15 protein-coding genes and 1 pseudogene are annotated in these 21,705 nt (G+C 74.1%); 7 read left to right on the top strand and 9 right to left on the bottom strand.

Annotated elements, in window-relative coordinates:
* Positions 1–124: 124 nt before the first annotated feature.
* Both cobA and BMY04_RS08680 read left to right on the top strand, forming a co-directional pair.
* Positions 125–1,219 (top strand): uroporphyrinogen-III C-methyltransferase, encoded by a 1,095-nt coding sequence (gene cobA, locus BMY04_RS08685; RefSeq protein WP_091178899.1) that lies wholly within the window; start codon positions 125–127, stop codon positions 1,217–1,219.
* The gene (locus BMY04_RS08680; protein WP_232506199.1) at positions 1,216–2,349 is read left to right on the top strand and encodes a uroporphyrinogen-III synthase; all 1,134 of its coding nucleotides are present in this window, start codon (positions 1,216–1,218) and stop codon (positions 2,347–2,349) included. The genes cobA and BMY04_RS08680 overlap by 4 nt, the downstream gene beginning before the upstream one ends.
* 102 nt (positions 2,350–2,451) lie before the next feature.
* Here the strand turns inward: BMY04_RS08680 and BMY04_RS08675 are convergent, their stop codons facing one another.
* From BMY04_RS08675 to hisI, 9 genes and pseudogenes are all read right to left on the bottom strand, one after another.
* Positions 2,452–3,918, bottom strand: coding sequence for a glutamate synthase subunit beta (locus tag BMY04_RS08675; protein WP_091178896.1), 1,467 nt, complete (start codon positions 3,916–3,918; stop codon positions 2,452–2,454).
* Positions 3,919–3,945: 27 nt separating this feature from the next.
* A complete protein-coding gene (gene gltB, locus BMY04_RS08670; RefSeq protein ID WP_232506198.1) occupies positions 3,946–8,472 on the bottom strand; it encodes a glutamate synthase large subunit in 4,527 nt (1,508 codons plus the stop codon).
* A gap of 269 nt (positions 8,473–8,741) precedes the next feature.
* Positions 8,742–9,734 carry a prolipoprotein diacylglyceryl transferase gene (gene lgt / locus BMY04_RS08665; protein ID WP_091178893.1) on the bottom strand — a complete coding sequence of 331 codons (993 nt, stop codon included), beginning with the start codon at positions 9,732–9,734 and terminating at the stop codon, positions 8,742–8,744.
* Entirely contained in the window at positions 9,731–10,564 is an 834-nt protein-coding gene (trpA, locus tag BMY04_RS08660) for a tryptophan synthase subunit alpha (protein WP_091178891.1), read from the bottom strand. Before trpA ends, lgt begins: the two co-directional genes overlap by 4 nt.
* 116 nt (positions 10,565–10,680) lie before the next feature.
* Positions 10,681–11,901: pseudogene (gene trpB / locus BMY04_RS08655) on the bottom strand (tryptophan synthase subunit beta); the annotation flags it as partial.
* Between the two features lie 78 nt (positions 11,902–11,979).
* Positions 11,980–12,783, bottom strand: coding sequence for an indole-3-glycerol phosphate synthase TrpC (gene trpC / locus BMY04_RS08650; RefSeq protein ID WP_091178888.1), 804 nt, complete (start codon positions 12,781–12,783; stop codon positions 11,980–11,982).
* Positions 12,784–12,835: 52 nt separating this feature from the next.
* Positions 12,836–13,105: an HGxxPAAW family protein gene (locus BMY04_RS08645; RefSeq protein ID WP_091178886.1), complete on the bottom strand. Its 270-nt coding sequence runs from the start codon at positions 13,103–13,105 to the stop codon at positions 12,836–12,838.
* A gap of 24 nt (positions 13,106–13,129) precedes the next feature.
* The gene (locus BMY04_RS08640) at positions 13,130–13,789 is read right to left on the bottom strand and encodes a Trp biosynthesis-associated membrane protein (protein ID WP_170854058.1); all 660 of its coding nucleotides are present in this window, start codon (positions 13,787–13,789) and stop codon (positions 13,130–13,132) included.
* Positions 13,786–14,217 (bottom strand): phosphoribosyl-AMP cyclohydrolase, encoded by a 432-nt coding sequence (gene hisI, locus BMY04_RS08635; RefSeq protein ID WP_091178881.1) that lies wholly within the window; start codon positions 14,215–14,217, stop codon positions 13,786–13,788. Before hisI ends, BMY04_RS08640 begins: the two co-directional genes overlap by 4 nt.
* 78 nt (positions 14,218–14,295) lie before the next feature.
* Between hisI and BMY04_RS08630 the strand changes: the two genes are divergently transcribed.
* The 5 genes from BMY04_RS08630 to BMY04_RS08610 all read left to right on the top strand — a co-directional run bounded on the left by BMY04_RS08630 (position 14,296) and on the right by BMY04_RS08610 (position 21,634).
* Positions 14,296–14,955 (top strand): TIGR03085 family metal-binding protein, encoded by a 660-nt coding sequence (locus BMY04_RS08630; protein WP_091178880.1) that lies wholly within the window; start codon positions 14,296–14,298, stop codon positions 14,953–14,955.
* Positions 14,952–15,143, top strand: a complete 192-nt coding sequence (locus BMY04_RS08625) for a hypothetical protein (protein WP_091178878.1) — start codon at positions 14,952–14,954, stop codon at positions 15,141–15,143. Before BMY04_RS08630 ends, BMY04_RS08625 begins: the two co-directional genes overlap by 4 nt.
* A 101-nt stretch (positions 15,144–15,244) precedes the next feature.
* Positions 15,245–17,788, top strand: a complete 2,544-nt coding sequence (locus BMY04_RS08620) for a carboxylate--amine ligase/circularly permuted type 2 ATP-grasp protein (protein ID WP_198410023.1) — start codon at positions 15,245–15,247, stop codon at positions 17,786–17,788.
* Positions 17,789–17,946: 158 nt separating this feature from the next.
* Positions 17,947–19,731, top strand: a complete 1,785-nt coding sequence (locus BMY04_RS08615) for an N-acetylglutaminylglutamine amidotransferase (protein WP_091178876.1) — start codon at positions 17,947–17,949, stop codon at positions 19,729–19,731.
* 1 nt (position 19,732) lies between these two features.
* The gene (locus BMY04_RS08610) at positions 19,733–21,634 is read left to right on the top strand and encodes a S9 family peptidase (RefSeq protein WP_091178874.1); all 1,902 of its coding nucleotides are present in this window, start codon (positions 19,733–19,735) and stop codon (positions 21,632–21,634) included.
* Positions 21,635–21,705: the final 71 nt, after the last annotated feature.

The raw sequence follows: 21,705 nt of genomic DNA, 5'->3' as shown, positions 1-21,705 counted from the left end.
GTCCGGTCTCGTTACGCGCATGTGACGGCGGGGTCACCGGGGGCGACCGGGGTGCGAGCACGCGTGTAGCCATGAGTTACGTCGCGGACATGAGCAGGTAACGCCGGCTGCCTAGCGTGAGCGCGTGCAGCTCGACCTCGACGTCACCGGACGTGCCGTGCTCGTGCTCGGCACGGCCCGCGGCACCCGGCTGGCGGTCGCGCGGCTCGTCCGGGGCGGTGCCCGCGTGACCCTCGTGGCGACGGACGCGGGCGCTCCGCCCGGCCCGGACCCGTCGGCACCCTTCCGCGTGGTGCGGGCCCCTGACGCGGACGACTCGTCCCGCCTGCTGCGGCTGCTCGGCCCGGCCTGGCTCGTGGTGAGCGTCGACCCGCCGCGGGCCCTGCGCGAGCGGGTGGAACAGCTGGCCGCCCGGCTGCGGGTGCTCACGACGACGCAGGAGCCGGCGGCCGCGCTCGGCCGCGTGACGCTCGTCGGTGGTGGTCCCGGCCCCACCGGGCTGCTCACCCTGGAGGGCGCGCAGGCGCTCGCCGCCGCCGACGTCGTCTTCCACGACCGGCTCGCCCCGACCGACGACCTGCCCGACCTCGCCCCGTCCGCCGAGCTCGTGGACGTCGGGAAGACGCCCTACCACCACCCCGTGGACCAGCGCTCGATCGAGGAGCTGCTGGTCGACCGGGCGCGGCGGGGCCAGTCGGTGGTGCGGCTCAAGGGCGGCGACCCGTTCGTCTTCGGCCGCGGCGGCGAGGAGGTGCTGGCCTGCCTGGCCGCCGGCGTACCGGTGCGCGTGGTGCCGGGGGTGAGCAGCGCGGTCGCCGTCCCGGCGTCGGCCGGGATCCCGGTGACGCACCGAGGCCTGAGCCACGCCTTCACCGTGATCTCCGGCCACCAGCGTCCGACCGAGGACGAGCTGGACGCGCTCGCCCGGCTCGGCGGGACCGTCGTCGTGCTCATGGGCGTGGTCAACCTCGAGCAGATCGCCCGTGGCCTCGTACGGGCCGGGCTGGACCCGGCGACACCGGCCGCGGTGGTCGAGCGCGGCTGGTCGGACTCCCAGCGCAGCACGTTCTCCTCCCTCGCGACCCTGGCCGACGACGCGCGCCGGCTGCAGGTCGCCTCGCCGGCGGTCGTCGTCATCGGCGACGTCGTGCGCCTGGCCGCCGACCGCGCCGACGCCTCCCTCGTGCTGGACGGCCTGCCCGCGTGGACGGCCCCGTGAGTGCGCCGACGCGGCCGTCGCCGGGGCTTCGGGTCGAGGAGCTGCGCGGCTTCCGGATCGGGGTCACCTCCGACCGGCGCTCGGACGACCTGGTCTCGGCCCTGCAGCGCCGCGGCGCCCAGGTGCTGCACGCGCCGGCGCTCAAGATCGTGCCCAACGAGCAGGACGCCGCACTGGTCGAGGAGACGCGGGCCCTCATCGCCCGCCGTCCCGAGGTCGTGCTCGTCACCACCGGCTACGGGGTGCGGCGCTGGTTCGAGGTCGCCGACGCCGCGGGTCTCGGGGCGGCGTTGACCGCCGTGCTGGACCAGGCGCAGATCTTCGCCCGCGGGCCCAAGGCGGTCGGGGCCGTCCGCGCCGCGGGCCTCCTGGACGCCCAGCTCAGCGAGACCGACACGACCGCGGCGCTCGTCGACGCCGTGTCGAGGCAGGGCCTGACGAACCGCCGGGTGGCGATCCAGCTGCACGGCTTCACCGACGCCGAGCAGCTGCGGCGCCTGGAGGAGGTCAGCGCGGAGGTCGTGACCATCACGCCGTACCGGTGGGTCAGGCCGAGCGGGAACGAGCGGCTGGCCCGCCTCATCGAGTCGGCCTGCTCCCACCAGCTCGACGCGATCACCTACACGAGCGCGCCCGGGGCGGCCGCCACGCTGGAGACGGCCCGGTCGATCGGCCTGGGCCACGAGTTCGTCCGGGCGCACACCGAGCACGTGACCGCCGCCGCCGTCGGCCCGGTGACCGCGCGCCCGCTGGTCGAGGCGGGCATCGTCCCGATCGTGCCCGAGCGCTACCGGCTCGGCGCCCTGATCCGGCTGGTCTGCGAGGACCTCGCCCACCACCACGTGCAGGTCTACCGGGCGCACGACACGCTGATCGAGGTCCGCGGGCGCAGCGTGTCGGTCGGCGGGCGGACCGTGCTGCTCGGGCCGAACGCGCTCGCGCTGTTCACCACCCTCGCGGCGTCCCCGGGGGTGGTGTCGCGCGCCGAGCTCGTCGCCGCCCTGCCCGAACCGCTCGACGACCACGCGCTCGAGGTCGCCGTGAGCCGCCTGCGCCGCGCGCTCGACGTCCCCGGTCTGATCGGCACGGTGATCCGCCGCGGCTACCGCTTCACCGGCGTCCCGGCCTGACGGCCCTGAAGCACCGCGAGCGGTAGGTTGCCGCGCCGATCCCCAGGGCATTGGCGCGGCAACCTACCGCTCGCGGGTGCTGTGGTGCGGGTGGGGCTGAGCTCAGACCATCAGCTGGCGGACGTTCGGCCCGATCGGGCGCGGGAGCGCCGACGAACCGCTGAGGAAGGTGTCCACCCCGTTCGCGCAGGCGCGCCCCTCGGCGATCGCCCAGACGATCAGCGACTGCCCACGGCCGGCGTCGCCGCAGACGAAGACGCCGTCGACGTCGGTCGCGTAGCGCTCGTCGCGCGCGATGTTGCCGCGCGGGTCGAGGCCGACGCCGAGCTGCTCGACGAGCGACTGCTTCTCCGGGCCGGTGAACCCCATCGCGAGCAGCACGAGCTCGGCGGGGATCTCCTTCTCGGTGCCCTCGATCGCCTTCAGCTTGCCACCCTCGAAGACGACCTCCGACAGCACGAGCGTCTTGACGCTACCGGTGTCGTCGCCGCGGAACTCGGAGGTGGAGACCGAGTAGACCCGCTCCCCCGACTCCTCGTGCGCCGAGCTGACGCGGTAGGTCATCGGGTACGTCGGCCACGGCTGGTTCTCCGGCCGGTCCGTCGGCGGGGTCGGCATGATCTCGAGCTGCGTCACCGACGCGGCGCCCTGCCGGATCGCCGTGCCCAGGCAGTCGGCGCCGGTGTCCCCGCCACCGATGATCACCACGTGCTTGCCCGCGGCGCTGATCTGGTCCTCGGGCGCGTCGCCGAGCGCGGCGCGGTTGCCCTGCGGGAGGTACTCCATGGCCTGGTGGATGCCCTTGAGCTCCCGCCCCGGCACCGGAAGGTCACGACCGACGGTCGAACCGATGGCGATGACGACGGCGTCGTAGCGCTCCTTGAGCTGCGCCCACGTGACGGAACCGCCGACGTCGACCCCGCAGCGAAAGTTCGTGCCCTCGTCGCGCATCTGACGGATGCGACGGTCGAGGACCTTCTTCTCCATCTTGAACTCGGGGATGCCGTAGCGCAGCAGGCCGCCCGGGGCGTCGGCGCGCTCGTACACCGCGACGGTGTGCCCGGTGCGGGTCAGCTGCTGGGCGGCCGCGAGGCCGGACGGGCCGGACCCGACGACTGCGACCGTCTTGCCCGTGAGCCAGTCGGCGGGCTGCGGGTCGACGCGGCGCTCGTCCCACGCCTTGTCGATGATCGAGACCTCGACGTTCTTGATCGTCACCGCGTCACGGTTGATGCCGACGACGCAGGCGGTCTCGCAGGGCGCCGGGCAGAGCCGGCCGGTGAACTCGGGGAAGTTGTTCGTCGCGTGCAGCCGCTCGAGCGCCTCGTCCCAGTCGCTGCGCCACACGAGGTCGTTCCACTCGGGGATCAGGTTCCCCAGCGGGCAGCCGGTGTGGCAGAAGGGGATGCCGCAGTCCATGCAGCGCCCGGCCTGCTCGCTGATGATCGGCAGCAGCGCCCGCCCCGGCGTGCCGGGGTAGACCTCGTTCCAGTCGTGCACGCGCTCGGCGACCGGCCGCCGCTCGGCGACCTTCCGCGGCGTCGTGATGAACCCACGCGGGTCAGCCATGAGATGTCTCCGTCGTCAGGGTGCTCATTACTTCGCCACCGCCGACATCATCCGGCGGGTCGTCTCGGCCTCGTCGAGGCCCTGCGACTCGGCCTCGTCGCGCGCGGCCATGACCTTGGCGTACTCGCGCGGCAGGACCTTGGTGAACCGCGTCGACGCCTGCGCCCAGTCGGCGAGCAGGCCGGCAGCCACCTCGGAACCGGTCTCCTCCTGGTGGCGACGGACCAGGCCCTGGAGCAGCTCCAGGTCGGCCTCGCCCGGCTCGAGCGCGTCGACCATCTCGGTGTTGAGGAGGTCGCGGTCGAGGTCGAGCAGGTACGCGATGCCGCCGGACATGCCCGCGGCGACGTTGCGCCCCGTACGGCCGAGGACCACCGCGACGCCGCCGGTCATGTACTCGCAGCCGTGGTCGCCGAGGCCCTCGACGACCGCCGTCGCGCCGGAGTTGCGGACGCAGAAGCGCTCGCCCACCTGGCCGGCGATGAAGATCTCGCCGCCCGTGGCGCCGTAGCCGATCACGTTGCCGGCGATGATGTTCTCGCTGGCGACGAAGGTCGACGCGCGGTCCGGACGGAGCACGAGCCGACCCCCGGAGAGGCCCTTGCCGAGGTAGTCGTTGCTGTCGCCCTCGAGGCGCAGCGTGACGCCCGCCGGCACGAACGCGCCGAAGCTCTGCCCGGCCGAGCCGGTGAACGTCAGGTCGATCGTGCCGTCCGGCAGACCCTTGCCGCGTGTCGCCTTCGTGACCTCGTGGCCGAGGATCGTGCCGACCGTACGGTCCACGTTGCGGATCGGCAGCGTCGCGCGGACGGCCTCACCGCTCTCCAGGGCCGGGCGGCACAGCTCGATCAGCTGCTGGTCGAGCTTGTCGTCGAGACCGTGGTCCTGCGTGGTCACGTTCCGCAGCGGGGCGCCCTCGGCCAGCTCCGGGCGGTGCAGCATCGGCGCCAGGTCGAGACCGTGCGCCTTCCAGTGCGTCTCGGCCTGGGTGGTGTCCAGCAGCTCGACGTGGCCGACGGCCTCGGCGAGCGTGCGGAACCCCAGCGCGGCCAGGTGCTCGCGCACCTCCTCGGCGATGAACTCGAAGAAGTTCACGACGAACTCGGGCTTGCCCGAGAACTTCTGGCGCAGCTCCGCGTTCTGCGTCGCCACGCCCACGGGGCAGGTGTCGAGGTGGCAGACGCGCATCATGATGCAGCCGCTGACGACCAGCGGCGCCGTCGCGAAGCCGAACTCCTCGGCCCCGAGCAGCGCGCCGATGATCACGTCGCGGCCCGTCTTGAGCTGGCCGTCGACCTGCACGACGATCCGGTCGCGCAGCCCGTTGACGAGCAGCGTCTGCTGGGTCTCGGCCAGGCCGAGCTCCCACGGACCGCCGGCGTGCTTGAGCGAGGTCAGCGGCGCCGCACCGGTGCCGCCGTCGTGGCCGGAGATCAGCACCACGTCGGCCTTGGCCTTGCTCACGCCCGCCGCGACCGTCCCGACGCCGACCTCGGCCACCAGCTTGACGTGGACCCGCGCGCTCGGGTTGGCGCACTTGAGGTCGTGGATCAGCTGCTTGAGGTCCTCGATCGAGTAGATGTCGTGGTGCGGCGGCGGCGAGATGAGCCCGACGCCGGGCGTCGAGTGCCGCGTCTTGGCGACCCACGGGTAGACCTTCTGGCCGGGCAGCTGGCCGCCCTCGCCGGGCTTCGCGCCCTGCGCCATCTTGATCTGGATGTCCGTGGCGTTGGTCAGGTAGTCGCTCGTCACGCCGAACCGGCCCGACGCGACCTGCTTGATCGCGCTGCGACGCTCCGGGTCGTAGAGCCGGTCGACGTCCTCGCCGCCCTCACCGGTGTTCGACTTGCCGCCGAGGCGGTTCATGGCGATGGCCAGCGTCTGGTGCGCCTCGAGGCTGATGGAGCCGTACGACATCGCGCCGGTCGAGAAGCGCTTGACGATCTCGCTGACCGGCTCGACCTCCTCGATCGGGATGGGCTCGCGGTCGGGGCTGAGCCGCAGCAGCCCGCGCAGCGTCATCAGCCGCTCGGCCTGGGAGTCGATGTGCGACGTGTACTGCTTGAAGATGTCGTAGCGCCCGGTCCGGGTGCTGTGCTGCAGCCGGAAGACCGTCTCGGGGTCGAACAGGTGCGGCTCGCCCTCGCGACGCCACTGGTACTCCCCGCCGACGGGCAGCGTGCGGTGCGCCTGCGGCACCCCGTTCGCCGGGTACGCCACGAGGTGGCGCCGCCGCACCTCCTCGGCCAGCTGCTCGAGCGTCACGCCGCCGAGCTTGGAGGTCGTCCCGGTGAAGTAGCGCTCGACGACCTCGCTCGACAGGCCGAGGGCCTCGAAGATCTGCGCGCCGGTGTAGGAGGCGACCGTGGAGACGCCCATCTTGCTCATGACCTTGAGCACGCCCTTGCCGAGCGCCTTGACCACGTTCTTGACCGCGACCTCGGGCTCGACGGTGGTGTAGACGCCGCGCCGCGCGAGGTCCTCCGCGGACTCGATCGCGAGGTACGGGTTGACCGCCGCGGCGCCGTAGCCGATGAGCAGCGCGACGTGGTGGACCTCGCGCACGTCGCCGGCCTCGACGACGAGGCCGACCTGGGTGCGCGTCTTCTCCCGCACCAGGTGGTGGTGCACGGCCGCGGTGAGCAGCAGCGACGGGATCGGCGCCAGCTCGGCGTTGGAGTGCCGGTCGCTCAGCAGGATGATCCGGGCGCCGTCGGCGATCGCCTGGCTGACCTCAGCGCAGAGGTCGTCCAGCGCCTCGACCAGGCCCTCCTCGCCGCGGGCCACGTCGTAGCGGCCGCGGGCCACGTACGTCGCGTAGCCGGGCAGGTCGCCGGCGCGGTTGATCTTGACGATCTTGGCCAGGCTGTCGTTGTCGAGCACCGGGAACGGCAGCACCAGGCGCCGGCAGGACGCCGGGCCGGGCTCGAGCAGGTTCTGCTCGGTGCCGATCGTGTTGAACAGCGAGGTGACGAGCTCCTCGCGGATCGCGTCCAGCGGCGGGTTCGTCACCTGGGCGAAGAGCTGGCTGAAGTAGTCGAACAGCAGCCGCGGCTTCTCGCTGAGCGCCGCGATCGGGGTGTCGGTGCCCATCGAGCCGATCGGCTCGGCGCCGCCGGAGGCCATCGGCGCGAGGATGAGCCGCAGCTCCTCCTCGGTGTAGCCGAAGACCTGCTGGCGCCGCGTCACCGAGGCGTGGGAGTGCACGACGTGCTCGCGCTCGGGCAGGTCGCCCAGGGCGATGCGCCCGGCCGAGAGCCACTCGCCGTACGGGGCGGCCGCGGCCAGGGAGTCCTTGACCTCGTCGTTGTCGATGATGCGGTGCTCGGCGAGGTCGACCAGGAACATCCGGCCCGGCTGCAGCCGGCCCTTCTGCACGACCTTCTCGGCGGGGATGTCCAGGACGCCGGCCTCGGACGCCAGCACGACCAGGCCGTCGTCGGTGACCCAGTAGCGCCCGGGCCGCAGGCCGTTGCGGTCGAGCACGGCGCCGACCTGGGTGCCGTCGGTGAAGACGACGCCCGCAGGACCGTCCCAGGGCTCCATCAGGCAGGAGTGGAACGCGTAGAAGTCCTTGCGCCGGGCGTCCATCGTGGGGTTGTTCTCCCACGCCTCCGGGATCATCATCAGCATCGCGTGCGGCAGCGAGCGGCCGCCGAGGTGCAGCAGCTCGACGACCTCGTCGAAGGAGGCCGAGTCCGACGCCTCCGGCGTGCAGATCGGGAACAGCCGCTCCAGGTCGCCCGGGATCAGCGGGCTGGCCAGCAGCGCCTCGCGGGCGCGCATCCAGTTGCGGTTGCCCTTGACCGTGTTGATCTCGCCGTTGTGGGCGATCATCCGGAACGGGTGGGCCAGCTCCCACGACGGGAACGTGTTGGTCGAGAAGCGCGAGTGCACGACGACGAGCGCGCTCTCCACGCGCTGGTCGAGCAGCTCGGGGAAGACCAGCTCGAGCTGCTCGGTGGTGAGCATGCCCTTGTAGACGAGGGTGCGGCACGACAGCGAGGAGAAGTAGACGCCCGCCTCGTTCTGGGAGCGGCGGCGCAGGCAGTAGGCGAGGCGCTCGAGCGCGAGGCCCTGCACCGGCTGGCCGGCCGCGGTGACGAAGAGCTGCTCGAAGGCCGGCATGTTCGACCGGGTGAGGTCGGACAGCGAGGAGCCGTCGGTCTTCACCACGCGCCAGCCGAGGACCCGCAGGCCCTCCTCCGCGGCGATCCGCTCGATGGTGGTCTTCGCGGCGTCGCGGGCGGCGTCGTCGACGGGCAGGAACGCGTTGCCGACGGCGTACGAGCCCGCGGGCGGCAGCTCGAAGCCGGCCTCGGAGCGCAGGAAGGCGTCCGGGACCTGCATGAGGATGCCGGCACCGTCGCCCGTGCGCGGGTCGGCGCCGGTGGCGCCACGGTGGTCGAGGTTGCGCAGCGCCTCGAGGCCCTGCTCCACGATGGCGTGGCTCGGCACCCCCGTGAGGGTGGCGACGAACGCGACGCCGCAGGCGTCGTGGTCGTTGGCCGGGTCGTAGAGGCCCTGGGGCTGCGGCTTGGCGAGCAGAGTCACGAGGTGGACTCCTGTCGTTCGTGGGGGTCGGGCGGAGCCGACGAGGGGCACGAGCGGGGGTGCGCACCCGGGACGTCGATGGCCAGGAGCGGGTGGATGCTAACGCGTCGGAGCGCGCGTCGCTGCAGAGTTCTTTCCGCCTGGGACACGCGTGTGGTTGCGCGGCGTCACGGCGTGACGGGTGCCCGTTCGTGGGCTCGTCGGTCGTCATGGGTGGCGCGGCCGGAGATCCTAGGCAGCCCTAGCATACCGGCGCCGGCGACCCGGCCTCACCGTTCGGGCGGCACCTGGGCGCCGTCGAGGGCGGGTCCGGTCGTGCCGGCCGCGGCGTGCGCGTCGCCGGCCTCGGCGTCCGCGTCGTCGGTGCGGGCCTCGTGACCCTCCTGGGCCTCGTGGGCCTGGTCGGCGGCCGGCGCGTCGTCGGTGGCGCCCGCGGCGCCGTCCTCGACCACGGCCTCGCGACCGGGGCGGTGGCGCACGAGCCAGGCGAGCACCAGGGCGGCGCCGACGAAGGTGATCAGCGACGTGTAGTTGTTGAGGCGGAAGCCACCGATCTCGTTGACCGTGTCGATGCGCAGCGCCTCGATCCAGAAGCGGCCGAGCGAGTAGAGCATCACGTAGAGGGCGAAGACCTTGCCGTGACCGAGGCGGAAGCGCCGGTCGAGCACGACCAGCAGCACGGCGACGACGCCGATGTCCCAGATGAGCTCGTAGAGGAACGTCGGGTGGAAGGTGGCGTACTGCTCGTAGCCGGTCGGCCGGAAGCGAGGAGCGATCTCCAGGCCCCAGGGCAGCGTGGTCGGGCGGCCGAACAGCTCGGAGTTGAACCAGTTGCCGAGCCGGCCGATCCCCTGGGCCACGGCGATGCCCGGCGCGACGGCGTCGAGCAGGGCCGCGAAGCGGATGCCGCGGCGACGGGCGACGACCCAGCCGGCGAGCGCGCCGAGGGCCACCGCACCCCAGATGCCGAGCCCGCCCTGCCAGATCTTGAGGGCGTCGACCGGGTGGCGGCCGGGGCCGAAGTAGAGCTCGTAGTCGGTGATGACGTGGTAGATCCGCGCGCCGATGATCCCGGCCGGGACGGCCACGACGACGACCGACTCCAGGGCGTCCGACGTCCCGCCGCGGGCCCGCCAGCGACGGGTGGCGATGATCATCCCGACGATGATCCCGGCGATGATGCACAGCGCGTACGCGCGCAGCGGCAGCGGCCCGAGGTGCCAGACGTTCTCGCTCGGGCTGGGGATGAAGAGCGGGGTCACGACTCCCCCCGCACCCCGCGGGCCAGCTCGGCGACCAGGCCCCGCAGGGCCGTGAGGTCGTCGGGGGTGCCGCGGTCCTCGGCGTCGAGCAGGGTCTTGACCAGGGCCGAGCCGACGATCGCCGCGTCGGCGTAGGCGACGATCTCCCGGGCCTGCGCACCGGTGGACACCCCGAGGCCGACGCCCGCGAGGGCGTCGGGCTCCGCGTCCCGGATCCGCGCGACGAGGCCCGGCGCCGCCGTCGAGCTCTGGGCGCGGGCACCGGTCACGCCCATCACCGAGGTCGCGTAAACCCAGCCCCGGCAGGCGGCCACCGTCTCGGCGAGGCGGTCGTCGGTGGACGACGGCGACACCAGGAAGACGCGGTCGAGGCCGTGGGCGTCGGACACCTCGAACCAGGTCTCCGCCTCGTCCGGCGTCAGGTCGGGCGTGATCAGGCCGGCCCCGCCGGCGGCGGCCAGGTCGCGGGCGAAGGCGTCGGCGCCGTAGTGCTCGACCAGGTTCCAGTAGGTCATGACGACCGCCGGGGTGCCGGCCTCCGCCACCGCCTCGACCGCGGCGAAGGCGTCCCGCGTGCGGACGCCGCGCTGCAGCGCCCGCGTGCCGGCGCGCTGCACGGTGACGCCGTCCATCATCGGGTCGCTGTAGGGCAGTCCGACCTCCACGAGGTCCACGCCGGGCCCCTCGCCGTCGCCGGCCAGGGCCCGCATGGCGTCGAGGGAGGTCGGGACGTCGGGGTAGCCGACGTGGAGGAAGCCCACGAGCGCGCCGCGGCCCTCCCCCTTCGCCGCCACGAAGGCCCCGCCCGAACGGCCGACGTCGAACGTCACAGCTGCACCGCGGTGGTGCTCGCGGGGCCGCTCTCGTCGAGCGTCAGGTCGAGCTCGGGGTCATCGCTGAGGTTGGTGCCCACCGGCCGGCCGGACTCCGAACCGGTGCCGCGGGTGTCCACGCCGAACCACTGGATCGCGGTGTCGACGTCCTTGTCGCCGCGGCCGGACAGGTTCACGAGGACGATCGGCGGCTGGCCGTCGGGCCGCGGGGCCAGGTTGCGGCCCAGCCGCAGGGCGCCGGCGAGGCCGTGGGCCGACTCGATGGCCGGCAGGATGCCCTCGGTCTGCGTGAGCAGGCGGAACGCCTCCATCGCCTCGGTGTCGGTGACGGCCTCGTACGTCGCCCGTCCGGTCGCGGCGAGCCAGGAGTGCTCGGGGCCGACGCCGGGGTAGTCGAGGCCGGCGGAGATCGAGTGCGAGTCCTTGGTCTGGCCGTCCTCGTCCTGCAGGACGAAGGTGCGCATGCCGTGCAGCACGCCGACCGAGCCGGCCGAGATGGTCGCGGCGTGCCGCCCCGTCTCGACACCGTCGCCGCCGGCCTCGTAGCCGTGCAGCGCGACGCCCTCGTCGCCGATGAAGTCGGCGAAGATGCCGAGCGCGTTGGAGCCGCCACCCACGCAGGCCGCGACGGCGTCGGGCAGCCGGCCGTACGTCTGGAGCACCTGGGCGCGGGCCTCGGTGCTGATGACGCGCTGGAACTCGCGCACCAGCAGCGGGAAGGGGTGCGGCCCCGCGACGGTGCCGATCAGGTAGTGCGTCTCGTCGACGCTGGCGACCCAGTCGCGCATCGCCTCGTTCATCGCGTCCTTCAGCGTCTGCGTGCCGGACTCGACGGCGATGACCTCGGCGCCCAGCAGGCGCATGCGGGCGACGTTCAGGGCCTGGCGCTCGGTGTCGACCTTGCCCATGTAGACGGTGCACTCGAGCCCGAAGAGGGCCGCCGCGGTCGCGGTCGCGACCCCGTGCTGACCCGCCCCGGTCTCGGCGATGACGCGGGTCTTGCCCATCCGGCGGGTGAGCAGGGCCTGCCCGAGGACGTTGTTGATCTTGTGCGAGCCCGTGTGGTTCAGGTCCTCGCGCTTGAGGAGGATCAGCGGCGCGGGCCCGTCCGCCGGGCGCGCGTGCTCGGCGAAGCGCGTCGCCACCGTGATCGGCGTCGGGCGCCCGGTGTAGTCGGCGAGCAGCCGGCGCAGCTCGTCGCCGAAGCCGGGGTCGTCCATCGCCGAGCGGAACTCACGCTCGAGCTGGGCGAGCGCCGTCCAGAGGGCCTCGGGGACGAACTTGCCCCCGAAGTCCTCGAAGTGACCGCGGGCGTCGGGCAGGGCGCTGACCATGGCCCGAGGATACGGCGCGTGGCCGCGCGGCCCTCCCGCTTTGCCGAGCGGTGGTCAGCGCGCGCTCGGCCGTACGGGTCAGCTGCGGTGCACGGCCGGGTGCGCCCCGGCGGCGACCAGGTCGGCCACCCCGCTGCGCGGGTCGCGACCGGTGACGAGCGCCTCGCCGACCAGCACCACGTCCGCACCGGCACGGGCCAGCTCGATGACGTCGCGCGGCCCGCGCACCCCGGACTCGGCGACGCGCACGATCCCGTCGGGGATCGACGGGGCGAGCCGGGCGAAGGTGGTCGGGTCGACCTCGAGGGTCTGCAGGCTGCGGTTGTTGATGCCGATGAGCCGGGCGCCGGCGTCGACCGCGCGCTGCACCTCCTCGGCCGTGTGGGCCTCGACGAGCGGCGTGAGCCCGATGGACTCGGCGCGCTCGACCAGCCCCACCAGCTCGGTGTCGCTGAGGGCGGCCACGATCAGCAGCGCGAGGTCGGCGCCGGCGGCCCGGGCCTCGAAGAGCTGGTAGGCGGTGACGATGAAGTCCTTGCGGAGCACCGGGACGTCGACGCGGGCGCGGACGCGGACGAGGTCCTCGAGCGTGCCGGAGAAGCGGCGCTGCTCGGTCAGCACCGAGATCACCGCCGCGCCGCCCGCCTCGTACTGCCCGGCGAGCTCGGCCGGGTCGTCGATCGAGGCGAGCGCGCCCTTGCTGGGGCTCGAGCGCTTGACCTCGGCGATCACCGACACGCCCGGCCCGCGGAACACCGGCATCGGGTCGAGCGCCGGGTCGACGTGACGGCAGCGCTCCTTGAGCGTGTCGAGGGACACGTCGGCCTGGCGCAGCTCGAGGTCCTCGCGGACCCCGGCGACGATGTCGTCGAGCACTCCCATGACGTTTCCCCTGCGTCGGTGGCGTTCGCGGGCGGCCGGACGGCCGGTTGGGCTAGTAGGCGCCGTGCCCGGTCTTCTGCAGGACGAGCGCGGCGATGCCGGCGGCCGCGAGCAGCACGACGCCGACGCCGAAGACGACCCAGTTCTGGAAGACCACGCCGAAGCCGCCGATGACGACGGCGACCATGGCGGTCAGGCTGCCGACCCAGGCGGCCAGCGTCTGGCCGTGGTGGACGTGCTTGTGACGCTCGCCCTGCGAGTCGGAGATCTCGGACCGGCGGGCGGTGCCCGACGGGTCTGCGGCACGGGACGGGGCTGCCATCACGCTGCTCCTTGCCCCCACCCGTCAGGTGGGCTCGTCGGTCCGGGCGGCTGCCCGGGGCCCCATTGTCACCCGGCCCGGCACCTCCTGCGCACCGGCCCCGTCGGGCGGACCCGCCGGTGGGTCCTGCTCGACGGTGGGGTCCACGCCCGCGTCCATCGAGCGCCAGAGGGTGGCCGGGTCGTCCGAGACCGCCGGGGCCGTGCGCGCCGCCGGCACGCCGGCCCGCTCGAAGCGGGCGGCACGGGTCGGCCAGCGTCCCGCCCGCGCGGCCATCAGCACGGCCGCCGCCAGCACCACGAGGCCCGCGGCGGCGTAGACGTACGGCCACGGGGTCCCGACCAGCGCGAACTGGTCGGCCAGGCTCACCTCGAGCACGCGGCTCTGCACCGCCTGGGACGCCGGCCGCGGGCGGGTCACCCCAAGCACGACCACGCCGACGCCGGCGAGGGCGAGCAGCACCCCCAGCACGCGCCGCCCGCGGCTGCGCAGCACGAGGCCGAGCAGCGCGCCGGCGAGCACCACGAGCGCCAGCGCCTGGGCCAGCCCGGCGCTCGCCTCCGTGCCGGAGAAGCTCACCGAGACGCCGGTGCCGGACGCGCGCCACCAGGCGCGCGAGCCGGCGACGAGGGCGAGCACGGCCCCGACGGCGAGCCCGCCGAGGGCGAGCGGACGTGACCTCACGCGGCCGTCCCGGGGGCGGGCGCGGCGTCGGGAAGGGTGTCGGGGCCGATGACGAGCGCCGGCAGCTCGCGCGCGTCGAAGCAGGTCCGGTCGCCGGTGTGGCAGGCCGGCCCCTCCTGGCGCACGGTCACGAGGAGGGTGTCGCCGTCGCAGTCGAGGCGCACCCCGCGCACCCACTGCCGGTGGCCGCTCGTCTCCCCCTTGACCCAGTACTCGCCGCGGCTGCGCGAGTAGAACGTCGAGCGCCCCGTGGTGAGCGTGCGGTGCAGCGCCTCGTCGTCCATCCAGCCGACCATCAGCACGTCGCGGGACTCCTCGTCCTGCACGACGGCGGGAACCAGGCCGGCCGCGTCGCGCTTGAGCAGCGCCGCGAGCGCCGGGTCGAGCGAGGAGGCCGGGACGGTCGTCGGGGCAGCGGAGGCGGTCACCCGACCAGTGTCCCCCGCGCGCCCGAGCCGTCTCGCCGCTCGGAGCGTCCCGTCCCCGCGCCACTACCATCGACCCTCGTGACGTTTGCCCAGTCCGAGCGCGCCGAGCTGGCGGACCTCCTCGACCAGGTCGGCCCCGAGGCCCCCACGCTCTGCGAGGGCTGGACGGCCCACGACCTCGCCGCCCACCTGTGGATCCGCGAGACCGACCCCGTCGGCGCCGGCGGCATCGTCGCCCGGCCTCTCGCGGGCCTGCTGGAGCGGCGGATGACCGAGGCCAAGACGCGCTGGCCGTACGCCGAGCTCGTCGACAAGGTCCGCAACGGTCCCGCGCGCTTCTCGGTGTTCGCGATCCCGGGCGTCGACGAGGGCGCGAACACGATCGAGTACTTCGTCCACCACGAGGACGTACGCCGCGCCGGCGACGCACCCCTGGCGGCCCGCGCGCTGCCCGAGGACGTCGAGGGCTGGCTGTGGCGCCGGCTCAAGCTGCTGGCCAGGGCGCAGTTCCGCCGCGCGAAGGTCGGCGTGGTGCTGGAGCGCGAGGGTTCGCAGGACGCCGACGGGCAGCCCGAGACCATCCGCGCGGCCGCCGGCGCGCACATCGTCACCGCCGTCGGCGCCCCCAGCGAGCTCACCCTGCTCGCCCACGGCCGTACGCGGGCCGCGAACGTCCGCCTCGTCGGCGAGCCCGACGCCGTGGAGCAGCTCCTCGGCATGGACCAGAGCGACTCGTGAGCCCGGCCGCCCGCGTCGTCGTGCGCGTCGTCGGGGTCGTCGCCCTCGTGATCGGTGCCGTCTGGGTCGGCCAGGGCCTGGGCTACCTGCCCGGCAGCTTCATGACCGGCGTCCGCTTCTGGTTCTGGGTCGGCCTCGCCTGCCTCCTCGGCGGCCTCGGCCTGCTGCTCCTCGCCCGCCGGCGGTAGCGCTGTCCTGCTCCGCCCGGACGCGGACCGGCCCGTGCGTTGACGGGTTCGTAACAAGGCGGCTCTAGGGTCTCGCAGATGAGGGCCGCACCGGGGGAACCGTGCCCGCCGAGCTGACGCTGGGGGCCGAGGAGGAGCTGCACCTCGTCGACCTGGACAGCCAGAAGCTGGTCGGGCGCGCGCCGCAGCTGCTGTCGCGGCTCCCGGGCGAGAACTACTCCGCCGAGATCCAGCGGACCACGGTCGAGACGAACACCGAGGTGGTGACCACCCTCGACGGGCTCCGGGCCGAGCTGCTCCGGCTGCGCCGGCTCCTGGTGTCCGAGGCGGCCAAGGACAACGTCGGCATCGCGGCGGCGGGCACGGCGCCGAGCGCGGCCTTCGCCGACTTCGAGCTGACGACGACCGGGCGCTACGGGCGGATGCAGGAGCAGTACCGCATGCTCGTCGACGAGCAGCTGATCTGCGGGCTGCAGATCCACGTCGGCGTCTCCGACCGCGACCTGGCCGTCGAGATCATGCAGCGCGTCGCCCGCGACCTGCCGGTGCTCACCGCGCTGTCCGCGAGCTCGCCGTACTTCAACGAGCAGGACACCGGCTACTCCTCGATCCGCACGATCATCTGGCAGCGCTGGCCGACCGCGGGCGCGACCGGCCCGCTGGCCTCGGCCGCCGAGTACGACGCGCTGCTGGCCGACCTCATCAGCAGCGGCGTCATCGCCGACGAGAAGATGGCCTACTTCGACGTGCGGCCCTCGTCGCACGCGCCGACGCTGGAGCTGCGGGTCTGCGACGCCTGCCCGGTGGTCGACGACGCGATCCTCATAGCCGGGCTGTTCCGCGCCGCCGTCCGGGCCGCCGAGATCGACGTGCTCGAGGGCCGGCCGCACCAGCCGGTCCCGGCCCCGGTGCACCGCGCGGCCCTGTGGCAGGCGGCGCGCGGCGGGCTGCGCGGCAACCTGCTCGACCACAGCCTGCACCCGAGGCCCGTCCCGGCCGCCGACGCGGTGTGGGCCATGGTCGAGCGGCTGTCCGGGCCGCTGGCCGAGCTGGGCGACGCCGACGAGGTGCGGTGGCTGGCCGAGGCGACGCTGGCCCGCGGCAACTCGGCGGACCGCCAGCGCGCCGCGTACGCCGAGCGGGGCCGGCTCACCGACGTCATGGAGCTCGTCGTGGCCGAGACGCGCGGCCCCGCCGAGGGTCCGCGACCGGCGGCGCCCGAGCTGCGTCGCTACCGCTCCCGCGCCGGCGACGAGGCGGTGGGCTCGGACCGCCGCCCGCGGCCCGCGTACGAGGCGCTGGTCGAGGTGTTCCGCGACCTGGGCGCCGACCGGATCGGTGAGCGGACCCGGGCCCGCGACGCGTGGGTGGACGAGCGCGGCATGACCTTCGGGGTCGACGGGACGCAGCAGCCGTTCAGCGTCGACCTCGTCCCGCGCATCGTGTCGCCCCACGAGTGGGACGACCTCGTCCGCGGCCTGGGTCAGCGCGCCCGGGCGATCGAGGCCTTCCTGCGCGACGTCTACGGCGAGCAGCGGATCGTGCGCGACGGCGTCCTGCGGCCCGAGCTGGTCACGGGGTCCCCCGGCTGGCGTGAGGAGGCCCGGCGGCTGCCGACCGGCGCGGTGCGTGCGCCGGTGATGGGCTTCGACCTGGTGCGCAACGAGTTCGGCGGCTGGCGCGTCCTGGAGGACAACGTGCGCAACCCGTCCGGGGCGGGGTACGCCCTCGCCGTCCGCGAGCTCCTGGACGCGGTCATGCCGGACCTGCCGCGCCCGGCGGGCCTGCAGGACCCCGGTGCCGCGATGCCCCTGCTGCGCCGCGCCCTGCTCGGCGGCGAGGACGCGGGTACGGCGGCGCTGCTCTCCAGCGGGCCGGGCAGCTCGGCCTGGTTCGAGCACGCGCTGCTCGCCGAGCGCGCCGGTCTCGTGCTCGTCACGGCCGACGACCTCGAGGTGGCGGACGGAACCGTGCGGCACCGCGACGGGCGACGCCTCGACGCGCTCTACCTGCGCCTCGACGTCGAGCTGGTCGACCTGGTCGACGCCGCGGGCCGTCCGGTCGGCGCGGAGGCGTTCGAGGTGGCGGTCGCGGGCGGCGTCCGGCTGGCGAACGCGCCCGGCAACGGCGTCGCCGACGACAAGGCCATGTACTGCTACGTGCCCGAGCTCATCGGCTACTACCTCGAGGAGCACCCGGTCATCGAGTCCGTGCCCACCTACCGCACCGGGGACGCGGCCGAGTACCGCGTCGTGCTCGACCGGGTCGGCGAGCTGGTCACCAAGCCGGTCGACGGCCACGGCGGGGCCGGGGTGCTCATCGGGCCCGACGCGTCGGCGGCCGAGGTCGCCGCCCGCCGCGCCGAGATCGCCGCGAACCCCGCGGGCTGGGTCGCGCAGGAGGTCGTGGCGCTCTCGTCGCACCCCACCCTGGCGGGCAGCCTCCTGCAGCCGCGGCACGTGGACCTGCGCGTCTTCGCCTACGTCACCGGCACGGGTCCCGACGACGTCGTCGTCGCCGGCCTCGGCCTGACCCGGATGGCGCCCGAGGGCTCGCTGGTGGTGAACTCCTCGCGCGGCGGCGGGGCCAAGGACACGTGGGTCGTGCTCGACCCGGAGCTCGACGAGACGAGAGGTGAGAGATGACTCACCGAGCATCGGGCAGGTCGGGCCCGGGTCCTGGCTGGACGACGAGCGAGGATCGCCGGCTCCCGACCCGCGCGGAGGCCGACCCAGGGCCGGCGACCGCAGCGAGGAGGAAGCCAGGGGCTTCAGGGCACGACCGGGTGCGAGGTGAGAGATAGATGTGCGGACTGTCCGGGGAGATCCGGTTCGACGGCCGGTCGGCGGACGTCGCCGCCTGCGCCTGCGTGACCGAGGCGATGCAGCGGCGCGGGCCCGACGGCTCCGGGGTGTGGGCCCGCGGGCCGGTCGCGCTCGGGCACCGACGGCTGTCGATCATCGACCTGAGCCCGGCGGGCGCCCAGCCGATGGTGGACTCCGCGCTCGGCCTGACGGTCGCCTTCAACGGCTGCATCTACAACTACAAGGCCCTGCGCCACGAGCTCCAGGGCCTGGGCATGAGCTTCTTCTCGACCTCCGACACGGAGGTGATCGCCAAGGCCTACTCTCAGTGGGGCACCTCGTGCGTCGACCACTTCCTCGGCATGTTCGCCTTCGCGGTCGTGGAGCACGCCAGCGGCCGGCTCGTGCTGGCCCGCGACCGCCTGGGCATCAAGCCGCTCTACCTCGACCAGACGCCCGAGCGGCTGCGGTTCGCGTCGTCGCTGCCCGCGCTGCTCGCCGGCGGCGGCACCGACACCTCGATCGACCCGGTCGCGCTCGCCTGCTACATGAGCTTCCACAGCATCGTGCCGCCGCCGCGCACGATCCTCAACGGCGTCAAGAAGCTGCCGCCCGCGACCGTCCGGGTCGTCGAGCCCGACGGCACGTGGCGCGAGCACACCTACTGGACGCCGTCGTTCACCCGCGACCCCGACCGCGCCGGCTGGAGCAGCCGCGACTGGGAGGAGGCGCTGCTCGAGAAGCTCCGCGTCGCGGTCGACCGGCGGATGGTCGCCGACGTGCCGGTCGGCGTGCTGCTGTCCGGGGGCATCGACTCGTCGCTGGTCGTCGCCCTGCTCGCCGAGGCCGGGCAGCACGACCTCAAGACGTTCAGCATCGGCTTCGACAGCGCGGGCGGCGAGTCCGGCGACGAGTTCGAGTACTCCACCCTCGTCGCCGAGCACTTCGGCACCGACCACCACCGCATCGCCATCGACGACGCCCGCCTGCTGCCCGGCGTCGACGCCGCGGTCGCCGCGATGAGCGAGCCGATGGTCAGCCACGACTGCGTGGCCTTCTTCCTGCTGAGCGAGGACGTCTCGAAGAGCGTCAAGGTCGTCCAGTCCGGGCAGGGCGCCGACGAGGTGCTCGGCGGCTACGACTGGTACCCGCCGCTGGTCGGGGTCCCCCGCGCCGACGCGGTCGAGGCGTACGCGGACGTCTTCTTCGACCGTCGCTGGTCGGCGATGCCCGGCCTGCTGTCGCGGGACTGGCTCGTCGACCACGACGCCCCGTACGCGTTCGTGACGGAGCGGTTCGCGGCGCCGGGCGCGGACACCGCCGTCGACGCCGCGCTGCGCAGCGACACGACGGTCATGCTCGTCGACGACCCCGTCAAGCGGGTCGACAACATGACCATGGCCTGGGGCCTCGAGGCGCGGGTGCCCTTCCTGGACCACGAGCTGGTCGAGCTCGCCGGGCGCATCCCGCCGGAGCTCAAGCTCGCCGACGGCGGCAAGGGCGTGCTCAAGCGTGCCGCCCGCGGCGTCGTGCCCGATGCGGTCATCGACCGCACCAAGGGCTACTTCCCGGTGCCGGCGATCCGCCAGCTCCAGGGCCCGATGCTCGACCGGGTCCGCGACGCGCTGACCGACCCGGCCGCGCGACGGCGCGGGCTGTTCCGGGCCGACACGGTGCAGTCGCTGCTGAAGGACCCGAACCGCACCCGCACCCGTCTCGGCTCCAACGCCCTGTGGCAGCTCGGGCTGCTCGAGATGTGGCTGCAGCACCACGGTGTCGGCTGACGTGCGCACCGAGGACCGGGCGCTCGCGGACGCCGTCCGGCTGGGCGAAGAGCTGGTCGACGCCTGGGGCAGCTGGGCGCCGACGCTCTCGCCCGACTGCACCCGGATCGCCTTCGTCAGCGACCGCACCGGGAGCCCGCGGCTGTTCGTGCAGAACTTGCCGGACAGCGGCGGAGACGGAGCCGGCGGTGCCGCGCTGCCCGAGGCCCGAGAGGTCGCGCTGGGCGACGACCCGGTCGTCGAGGTGGAGTGGTCCGCCGACGGCGGCTGGCTGGCCTGCGCGGTGGCGACGGGCGGCGGCGTCCGGACGCAGGTGTGGGTCGTGCGCCCCGACGGTTCCGACGCCCGCCGGGTCGCGGGCTCGACGACGGTCCACGCCGAGCTGGGTCCCTGGACCCGCAGCGGCCACCGGCTCAGCGTGTCCGTCCCCGGCGAGACGGCCGGCGAACCGACCCGGGCCTACCTCGTCGACCCGGCGTCGGGCGAGATGTACGCGCTGGCGACCGGCGAGCTGATCTCGGTGCTCGACCTGTCGGTCGACGAGGACCACGTGGTCCTGCGTGACGGCCAGCGGGGGCGGCAGTTCTGCGTGGTCGTCGACCGCGTCGCCGACGCCGACCACCCGCTGCTGCCCTATCCGGCGACCGGGTCGACCGACCGGGCGTTCGTCCGGCCGGCGCCGCCCGGCGACCCGGACCCGCCCGGGCGTCCCGCGGGCCCGCCGCTGATCGCGTACCTGGCCACGGACGCCGGCCTCCCCCGCCGCCAGCTCGTGGCCATCCCGCTCGGCCCGGCCGGCTGGCGCGGGCAGTCCGGCGTCCTCGCACCGCGTCCCGACGCCGAGCTCGAGGGCCTCGACGCCGACGACGCCGGCCGTACGCTGCTCTGCGTCTGGAACGTCGCCGGCGGCCGCTCCGAGCTCGAGCTCGTCGACGCCTGGACCGGGAAGGGCGAGGTCGTCGACGGCCTGCCCGGTGCGGTGGTCAGCGGCGCCCTGCTGAGCCGCGACGGTTCGACCGCGCTGGTGGCCGTCGAGGGCCCGGAACGGCCGCGCGAGCTGTGGCGCCTCGACGTGGCCAGCCGCACCTGGACGCTCGCGACCGCGCGGCCCGCGGCACCGGCGGCCCGCCTCGTGTCGCCGACGCTGGAGTTCCTCCACGGGCGCGACGGGCTGCCGCTCACGGGCTGGCTCTACCGCCCGCCGGGCTGGACCGGGCCGGGGCCGGCGGTGCTGAGCCTGCACGGCGGGCCGGAGGCGCAGGAGCGCCCGACGTTCAACCCGCAGCACCAGGCGATGGCGGCGGCGGGCATCGCGGTCTTCGCGCCCAACGTGCGCGGCTCGTCGGGCTTCGGCCGCGCGTTCGTCCACGCCGACGACGTGCACGGACGTCGTGACGCCTTCGACGACGTGCTCGCCTGCGAGGACTTCCTCGTCCGGCTCGGCGTCGCCGAACCCGGGCGGGTCGCCGTGACGGGGCGCTCGTACGGGGGCTACCTCACCCTGGCGATGCTCGCCTTCCACCCCGGCGTCTTCGCCGGCGGGGTCGACATCTGCGGCATGTCGGACCTGCACACCTTCTACCGCGACACCGAGCCCTGGATCGCGGCCGCGGCGGTCACCAAGTACGGCGACCCGGCGCGCGACTGGACGCTGCTGCGGGCGCTCTCACCGATGCAGCGCGTCGAGAACATCGACGTGCCGGTGCTCGTCGTGCACGGCGAGCTCGACACGAACGTCCCGTACGGGGAGGCGACGCAGGTCGTCGACGCGCTGCGGACGCTCGGACGCCGCGTCGAGCTCCTGACGCTGCACGGCGAGGGCCACGAGTACCGCCGTGCCTCGTCCCGGCGGCGCCTGCTGGGCGCGATGCTGCTGTTCCTCGACGACGTCCTCGACCCCTGAGGCGAAGGCCCCCGTCGAGGACCCTGGCCGGTGCGGCATCATGCGCAGGACAAGCCCCAGCACCGCAGGAG

The sequence above is a fragment of the Microlunatus flavus genome (assembly GCF_900110855.1).
Taxonomy (GTDB): Bacteria; Actinomycetota; Actinomycetes; order Propionibacteriales; family Propionibacteriaceae; genus Microlunatus; species Microlunatus flavus.
The sequence above is the reverse complement of the archived record's forward strand: the minus strand, read 5'-3'. Positions and strand labels throughout refer to the sequence as shown.